The organism is Vicinamibacteria bacterium (assembly GCA_035620555.1).
Taxonomy (GTDB): domain Bacteria; phylum Acidobacteriota; class Vicinamibacteria; order Marinacidobacterales; family SMYC01; genus DASPGQ01.
On the sequence record DASPGQ010000107.1, the window covers coordinates 1 to 8034 of the forward strand.

Sequence of the window (8034 nt, forward strand, 5' to 3'; positions counted from 1 at the left end):
TGGAGACGCTCCCCGAGGGAGAAGGCTGGCTCTACGAGCCGAAATGGGATGGATTCCGCGTATTGCTCTTTCGTGACGGGACGGAGTGGCTCCTGCAGAGCCGCGATCTGAAACCGTTGAATCGCTACTTCCCCGAGCTCGACTCGCCGGTCCACACCGAGCTGCCCGCGCGGGTGATCCTCGACGGGGAGCTCGTCATCGTGGGCGAGGCGGGGCTCGAGTTCGAGACCCTGCAACTCCGCATTCATCCCGCAGCTTCCCGCGTGAAGAAGCTTTCGGAACAGTATCCCGCGTCACTCGTTCTCTGGGATCTTCTTGGCGAGGGCGACGAAGATCTGAGTGCCAAACCCTTCGTCGAAAGGAGGATCCGGCTCGAGAACGTCCTCTCCGGCGCGCGGCCCCCGATTCACATGACGCCACTCACTCCCGACCGCGCCTTGGCGGCGGATTGGTTCGAGCGGTTCGAGGGCGCGGGGCTCGATGGGGTCATGGCCAAGCGGCACGACGGGGTCTACACACCGGGCAAGCGTACGATGATCAAGGTCAAGCACAAACGGACCGTCGACGTCGTTCTCGCGGGATTCCGCTGGCACAAGAATGCGCACGGCTCGGCGGTGGGCTCGCTTCTGCTCGGCCTTTTCGACGAGAGCGGCAGGCTCCAGCACGTGGGCGTCGCGGCAAGCTTCACCGAAGCGAGACGTCGCGAGCTCTTGGAGGAGCTAGCGCCACTTCGCGAAGGCGCTCTCGACGACCACCCGTGGCGGTCGTGGGCCAATGCCGAGAGAGTTCCGGGCATGCAGAGCCGCTGGAGCCGCGGAAAGACGCTCGAATGGGAGCCGCTCCGGCCGGAGCGCGTGCTCGAGGTCGCTTTCGACCACATGCAGGGCCAGCGCTTTCGTCACACCGCTCACTTCGTGCGCTGGCGTCCGGACAAACCGGCGGCGGAGTGCACCTACGCTCAGCTCGACGTGGCCCCACCCTACGAGCTCGAGCGAATCTTCTCCGGGAAGTCATAGGCTCCGGCGCGCGGCGCTAGACGTCAAGCCTTAAGGACGACGACGTTCTCGAGCTTGGCCGACGTTCCCGCGTCCTATCTCGAACCGCTCCGCCCGATGCGGACCATGAACAAGTCAACTTCCTTCGACGCGGTCATCTGCGATCGCCGTCCGCCTCGCTCGGTCGTACGACACCGGGTCTCCTCGTCGAAATAGATGACACGGATGCCGCCGCCGGGCCAGAAGACTTTGACGTAGCCCGAGCCTCCGCCTTCTCGGTCGGCCAGACTGTAGGGATCTCGAGGCCAGGACCCTGCTAATTGATTAGGACAAACTCCACTAACGTGGATCTGCTGACGTTCACGCCTCAGAGCCCGAGAGAACGGCGAAGCGCCTTATCGACATTCTCGAGGTCCCGCTTCTGGAGCGCGCCCAGCTTCCGGACGATCATCGTGCGCCTGATGGTCCTCAGGATCCCGGTCACCAAAGACGGGAAAAGCAACCCCGCGCTTCTCCACTCCGCGAGTCGGTAATCGCCGAAAAGCCGGCGTTTGACGTTGCTGGTGATGGCCGCCACGACGACCTCTTGCCGAGCTCGTTGGTAGCGGGTCGCGCTGACGAGAACCGCAGGGCGTAGCTTCCTTCCGGACTCGTCGGTAAAGACGAAGCCGACCAGGACCACGTCACCGCGGCTATACTCCTTCATATTCCGCGTCTTTTGGGTTGTCCCAAAGATCCGCTAGCACTGGGTCGGTTCTCGCCGTGAGGCCTAGCCAAACCTTCCCTTCCGTGCCCAGATCCTCTTGCAGGCGCTCCTCGATTGCCGCCAGCACGTACTGACCAACGGTCAGATCGCGCCTTGCCGCCGCCAGTCGCAGCCTGCGGCGTAGCTCGGGTTCCACGTCAACGCTGATACGCGGCCGCTTCGCCGGTGACGCCGGTGGCCGTGGCATCGCTATTCACCTCTATGCTAGCATGGCACAGAGACGCCTTGGTGTCAACGTGACATGGTGACGGCGGGTCCATTCCGGTTCCGATGTCAACGGCCATTGCGCTTCCTGCTCAAAGCGCTGAGCCTTTTCTCTACGAGCTGCGCGCGCTCATGCCGCTCGTTCCCACCTAACGTCTCGCCCATTCGCCTCGACGCCTCGAAGCTCCGGTCAACCTGGTTGGCGGCTCGTGCTCAGCGCGAGCTCGACCAAGGGTCATAATCAGGGTCGGGCGCTTCCTCGGGAGGGCGCTCGTGGGGAGGAACGTGCCGCAGGTTGACGCGGATGCGCGTCCAGGTCGTGTAGCGTCCCCGCATGGCATCGACGAGAACGTCCTCGTCGGTCAAGTAGGAGGCTGCTTCCGGGTGGCGGTCTCGCCACCGCGCCAGCCCGGCGAGCGCCTCTTCTTTCTTGGCTGCTTTGGCCACGGTGACGAGAGGCATCTTCTTTCGTTTGGACGGCTGAACGCGCGGAGGCTCTCCCTGTCGCTTCCGGTAGTGAGGGGGCCAGGGCGCATCGCCGAGCCCCTCCGCTTCGTGACGTGCCGAGAGCTCGAGAAGTGGCTCGAGAGAGCCCACGTCATCATCCATACCCGCCGTCAGATCGCCAAACGTCGCGAAGCGCTCGGGCATCGTCTTCAGCGTGAAATCGCCGAGCTCGCAGGAAGGAACCTCCTCCCAGGTGAGAGGCGCGGAAACTCTCGCATCCGGAGTCGGTCTCACCGAGTAGGCCGAGGCGACCGTCCGATCCTTGGCGTTCTGGTTGTAGTCGACGAAGACTCCGTGACGCTCCTCTTTCCACCATTTGCTGGTGATGAGCTCCGGTGCCCGGCGCTCCGCCTCCCGCGCCAGGGCCAGGGCCGCGCGGCGCACATTGTCGAACTCCCATCGGCGCTCGATCCGTACGTTGACATGGAGGCCTCGCGAGCCCGAGGTTTTGGGCCAGCCGGTGAGGCGATGGTCGGAAAGCACCTCCCGCACGATGATGGCAGCCCGTCGCACCGCGTCCCAGCCGACACCCGGGCCGGGATCGAGGTCCACCCGAAGCTCGTCGGGATGATCTAGATCGTCGGCACGCACCGGATGGGGATTGAGGTCGATCGTGCCGAGATTCACGATCCAGGCGAGCTGGGCCAGCTCGGTCACGACGATCTCGTCGGCGGTGCGCCCCGATGGAAAAGACAGGCGCACCGTCTTCACCCATTCCGGCCTCTTGGCCGGAGCGCGCTTCTGAAAAAAGAAATCCCCCTCGATCCCGTGCACATATCGTTTGAGCACGATGGGCCGGTTGAAGATTCCGCGGAGAGCTCCGTCTCCCACCTCGAGGTAATAGCGCACGAGGTCGAGCTTGGTGATGCCGGCTTCGGGGAAGTAAATCTTTCCCGGGTTCGAAACCTTTACATCACGCCCGGATATCGTAAGATGCTCTGCTGCATCCTTCTTCGTCACGGGAGATGACTATAGACTCCTCGCGGCGCGAGCCCAAAATGGCAGTGGGGGGAGCCGGGTGGCACTCTCTTTCCCTGGAGCCGACTCGCGGATAGACTCCTACCGTGGCGAGCGCGAACGAATCGCTGGTTGCGCTGTTCCGAGAGCTCGTGAAGCTCGCCATTCTGGACGAAGGCTCTCCCAATGCGTTTCGTGTACGGGCGTACGAGAACGCCATGGAGGCGGTTCGATCTCATGTGGGCGACCTGTCGGCCCTCTCGGAAGTCGAGCTCACCCGTATCGATGGCATTGGAAAGAGCACGGCGAAGAAGATCCGCGAGTTCTTCGAGGCGGGGAGAATCTCGAAGCTCGAAGAGCTCCGCAAGAAATATCCCCCGGAGCTCGTCGAGCTGAGCCGGATTCCCGGGCTCGGGCCCAAGACGTTACTTCGCCTGAGACGCGAGCTGGGGGTGCAGAATCTGGCGGATCTGCGAGCCGCGCTCGAAGCCAAGAAGATCCGGGAGCTGACCGGCTTCGGCGCGAAGATGGAGGAGAAGCTTCTCCATGCCATGGAGCGCATGGGGCAGTCGGGAAAGGAGAAACGCACCCCGATTGCCGAGGCCCTCCCCGTGGCACGCCAGCTCACCGAAGAGCTCGAGAAGTTGCCCGAGGTCGAGCGCGCTCAGTTCTGTGGCAGCCTGCGAAGGTTCCGCGAGACGGTTGCCGACGTGGACATCGTCGTGGCCTCGACGAAGCCGGCTTCGGTGATGGAGAAGTTCGTGAATTTTTCCGGAGTGCGAGAGGTCATTGGAAGTGGGGAGACGAAGAGCTCGGTTTTGACTTCCTCGGGTCTCCAGGTGGACCTGCGCATCGTGGAGCCGCACCAGTTCGGGGCGGCTTGTCAGTACTTCACCGGCTCCAAAGCCCACAACATCAAGCTCAGACAGCTCGCCCTCGAGCGCGGCTGGCTTCTGAACGAGTACGGTCTCAGCGACGTGGAAACGGGGAAGGTCATCGCCTCGAAGTCGGAAGAAGATATCTACGATGCGCTCGGCCTCGCCCCAATTCCTCCTCCCCTGCGCGAGGACCGGGGAGAGATCGAGCGGGCGGCCGAGAGCAACTTGCCGCCTCCGCTTACTCCGAAGGATCTTCGAGGCGACCTTCACGTTCATACTTCTCTTTCCGGTGACGGCCGGAGCTCTCTCGAGGACATCGTGGCGCGAGCGTCGGAGAGGGGATACGCCTATCTCGCCATCACCGACCATGCCGAGAACCTCGTTATGAACGGCGTCAGCCGAGAGCAGCTCGTGGAACAGCGCAAGCAAATCGATTCGCTGCAGAAACGCTATCCCAAGATGACGCTCCTGCAAGGCGCCGAGCTGAACATTGGACCCGACGGCGGCCTCGACTACGACGCTCCGTTCCGGCGCGGACTCGACTGGTGCATCGCCGGGGTCCATTCCCATTTCGAGCTCGATGAAGCGAAGCAGACCCGTCGGGTGATCGCCGCCATGGAGGATCCGACGGTCGATGCCATCGCGCACCTGAGCGGCCGCATGATCGGGAAGCGTCCCGGGATCGAGCTCGACGTCGACGCCGTGCTGAAGAAGGCGGCGGAGACGAAAACGGCGATCGAGATCAACGCGTCGCTGGCGCGGCTCGACGCGTCGGCCGAGGTTCTCTATCGTGCGCGCGAGCTGGACGTCGCGTTCGTCGTCAGCACCGACTCGCACCACACGCGGGAGTTTGCTCGAATGGAGTGGGGCGCGTTGCAGGCAACCCGGGGGTGGGTCGACCGTTCGCGCATCGTCAACACCTGGCCGCGCCAACGGTTTCTCAAGTGGGTGGCGAGCCATCGCGGCTGAGGTTCCGATGAGAAGGTGGCTTCGTTGAGGAGAGAAGCGAGCTTCTGCACCTCGTCAAGATGACGATCCACGCGGAGGACGGAAGCGTCTGCATCACGGACTCCGGCCGGGCGCTCAGCGGACCCGATCGTACATTCCGCAACGACATTGCGGAATTAGCGAGCCGGCCCTTCCGAGTCCTGGAGCTCCATCACCCACACGTCGGACTCGAACTCCGTGGTGGAACGAGGACCATTGAGATCGACCCCACCATCACCGGTCTCGTACTTCATTGGTTGAGGAGCTCGAGCGGCTCGTGCCCGCGAATCATTGAGCTCGTCGTTCGAGAACGGAGATCATGCGATAGAATGATCGCCGGACGAACGGCCGGATTCGCTCCCTACCTGGGTCCCTCCAGTGCCGACGAACAAAAAGGAGGGACCAGTGAGAAAGCTGCTTTTTCTGACAATGATCTTGTCGCTTGCCGCGATGCCGGCGGCGGCGCAGTTCCAGCAAGTGATCGAGGTTCAGGTAAAGCCCGGTCAGGAGATCGCCTACGAGAACTATGTAAAGAAGGTTCGCGAGGCGGCGGACCAGATCGGAAGCCCGATGAGCTGGGCGACGTTTTACGCCACCGTAGGCAAACCCGGCTCGACCTATCGGATTGCTCTTGGGTTCGAGAAATGGGCCGACCGTGACGCGTGGCAAGGGGTTCGGGAAGTCCTCGTGAAAGCCTTCGGGGAGCAGGAAGGCTCGAAGATCTACACGGACGGTGCGTCGAGCATTTCCAGTTCTTCGTCCCGTATCTGGGAAATGATCGAAGAGGGCACGGCGAACCCACAAACGGGAACACAACCGTCGGCCTTCTACGAAGTCACCATCCGTTGGGTGAAGCCGGAGATGGTGCCCGAGTATCGGGGACTTCTGAGACGGTTCAAATCAGCTTACGAGGCCGCCGAGGGCAAGCCGAGTGTCACCCGATGGGTCCTGGTCTTCGGCGAGGGCCAAAACACGACCTTCCGCCGTACTCAGCCTTTCAATACCTGGGCCGAGCGCGATGGATGGAATCCGGTCGAGCTCATTACCAAGCAGTTCGGCCCGGATGCGCCGCTTTTATTCGAGCGACTGAACGCCGCGGTGTGGAAGTCGGAGCATTTCGTTTCCGCCTACCGGTCCGATCTGAGCCGTACCGCCACATCCACGTCGAACGATTGACAAGTCACAGAGGGCGACGAGGTACAGCGACGCGACGTTCTATTTCGATCCTCGTCGTCCTCGCCCACGATGGGAACCGGGACCCCGTTCAGTAACGTCGGCTCGTACTTCCATTATTGTTTGACGGCGTCGAGGGCCGCCTGATCCAGGAGAGGTTCGGAGCGCAGCACCCGAGCGTTGATTACGTTTCCGGCGAGATCGGTGGTGAACGGAGCGTGGGACTGGGCCGAGGAGCGGTCGAGTGGGTCTTGGTCCAGGCCAGAGCGACCGGAAGCCGCGAGGCCGTGTGGCGGGCTCCGCGCGCGGCGTTGTGCGCGCGCAGGCGGCGATCAGGATCCGTATTGATGCCGGTGTAGAGCGTGCCATCGGCGCGGCGCAGCAGGTAGCAAGGATGCTGTGACGCCCTTCGCATTTTGATCCGGAGGGCTCTTGCTATCCTCGTGGCGGAATTTGCCATGCGAGCCCTAGCCCACACGGCCGCGCTCTTCGCTCTGGTGGCCTCTGCCGCTCCGGCATCGCCGGTCGTTGGGGCCCAGTGCGGCTCCTCGCTGCGCTTCTTCGGCAACGGGGTCGCGGCGCCGGGGCTCGACCGGGTGGAGATCCCGCTCGACACCCCCCATCGTCCCGTAGACGTCGGGCTTGGCGATTTCACGATCGAGTGGTGGATGAAGGCGACCCTCGCCGACAACGTCCCCTCCCCGGCTTGTACAGCGGGCAACGACAACTGGATCACCGGCAACATCCTGCTCGACCGCGATGTCTTCGGACAGGGCGACTGGGGCGACTGGGGAGTCTCGCTCCGCAACGGGGTGCTCGCCTTTGGCGTGGCCGACAGCGGCAGCGGGCAGGGGATCTGTGGAGGGACTCTCGTTGCCGACGGTTCCTGGCACCACGTGGCGATAGCGCGGCGGGCTTCGGATGGGAGGATGCGGGTCTGGGTCGACGGCGCTGTGGATGCGGAAGGGTTCGGACCGATGGGGGATATTACCTATCGGGACGGGCGGCCCACGAGCTATCCGGCCAGCGATCCTCTCCTCGTCCTTGGAGCCGAGAAGCATGATGCGGGTGCCGCTTATCCCTCCTACTCCGGGTATTTGGACGAGCTACGGCTTTCAACCATGGTGCGATACGACGGAAACTTCACGCCGCCGGCAGCCCCCTTTGCCCCGGATGCCACGACCGCCGCCCTCTACCATCTCGACGAGGGCTCGGGGAACCTGGTGGGGGACAGCTCCGGAGCGGCAGGCGGCCCGTCTCTCGGTACGCGTCGTTTCGGCGGCACTCCGGCGGGGCCGCTCTGGTCGTCCGACACGCCCTTTCCACCCCCGGCGTGCGGGGCTCCGGATCAGCTGGTGTTCCAGGACGACATGCTCTCCGGCCCCGCCACGCACGTGGCCTGTGTGACGGTCACCGCGGGGCCAAACCTGTGGATCGTCCCACTCGGTCTCGTCAGCTTCCTGGCGCGGGAGGCGGTGATCCTGAGAGACGGCTTCACGGTCGCTCTAGACGCCGAGTTCGCGGCGGCGACCGACTGCGCGGCGGGCGCGCCGTAAACAGCTCGAGA

General features: G+C 63.6%; 7 protein-coding genes. 4 read left to right on the forward strand and 3 right to left on the reverse strand.

All coding sequences use genetic code 11. From position 1 onward, the window contains the following. On the forward strand, nt 1–1016 hold a 1016-nt coding region (locus tag VEK15_04405; GenBank protein ID HXV59913.1), incomplete at its 5' end, for an ATP-dependent DNA ligase. Between the two features lie 346 nt (nt 1017–1362). Here the strand turns inward: VEK15_04405 and VEK15_04410 are convergent. Beyond that, entirely contained in the window at nt 1363–1701 is a 339-nt protein-coding gene (locus VEK15_04410; protein HXV59914.1) for a type II toxin-antitoxin system PemK/MazF family toxin, read from the reverse strand. A 477-nt stretch (nt 1702–2178) separates the two neighbouring features. Beyond that, nucleotides 2179–3432 (reverse strand): non-homologous end-joining DNA ligase, encoded by a 1254-nt coding sequence (gene ligD, locus VEK15_04415; GenBank protein HXV59915.1) that lies wholly within the window; start codon nt 3430–3432, stop codon nt 2179–2181. A 104-nt stretch (nt 3433–3536) separates the two neighbouring features. On the opposite strand from ligD, the gene polX reads away from it, so the two are divergent. Together polX and VEK15_04425 are read left to right on the forward strand one after the other, a co-directional pair. Continuing rightward, the gene (polX, locus tag VEK15_04420) at nt 3537–5276 is read left to right on the forward strand and encodes a DNA polymerase/3'-5' exonuclease PolX (GenBank protein HXV59916.1); all 1740 of its coding nucleotides are present in this window, start codon (nt 3537–3539) and stop codon (nt 5274–5276) included. Between the two features lie 423 nt (nt 5277–5699). Next, on the forward strand, nt 5700–6470 hold the full coding sequence (locus VEK15_04425; GenBank protein ID HXV59917.1) for a hypothetical protein: 771 nt from the start codon (nt 5700–5702) through the stop codon (nt 6468–6470). A 181-nt stretch (nt 6471–6651) separates the two neighbouring features. On the opposite strand, the gene VEK15_04430 is transcribed toward VEK15_04425, so the two are convergent. Next, nucleotides 6652–6927, reverse strand: coding sequence for a GIY-YIG nuclease family protein (locus VEK15_04430; GenBank protein ID HXV59918.1), 276 nt, complete (start codon nt 6925–6927; stop codon nt 6652–6654). Between VEK15_04430 and VEK15_04435 the strand changes: the two genes are divergently transcribed. Then, the gene (locus VEK15_04435; protein ID HXV59919.1) at nt 6926–8023 is read left to right on the forward strand and encodes a LamG-like jellyroll fold domain-containing protein; all 1098 of its coding nucleotides are present in this window, start codon (nt 6926–6928) and stop codon (nt 8021–8023) included. The two genes, VEK15_04430 and VEK15_04435, sit on opposite strands and share 2 nt — an antisense overlap. Nucleotides 8024–8034 lie beyond the last annotated feature (11 nt).

Excerpts from the sequence above, each read along its gene's own strand:
- VEK15_04430 (HXV59918.1), bottom strand. The coding sequence starts at position 6,927 with ATGGCAAATTCCGCCACGAGGATAGCAAGAGCCCTCCGGATCAAAATG.
- VEK15_04410 (HXV59914.1), bottom strand. The coding sequence starts at position 1,701 with ATGAAGGAGTATAGCCGCGGTGACGTGGTCCTGGTCGGCTTCGTCTTT.
- VEK15_04435 (HXV59919.1), top strand. The coding sequence starts at position 6,926 with ATGCGAGCCCTAGCCCACACGGCCGCGCTCTTCGCTCTGGTGGCCTCT.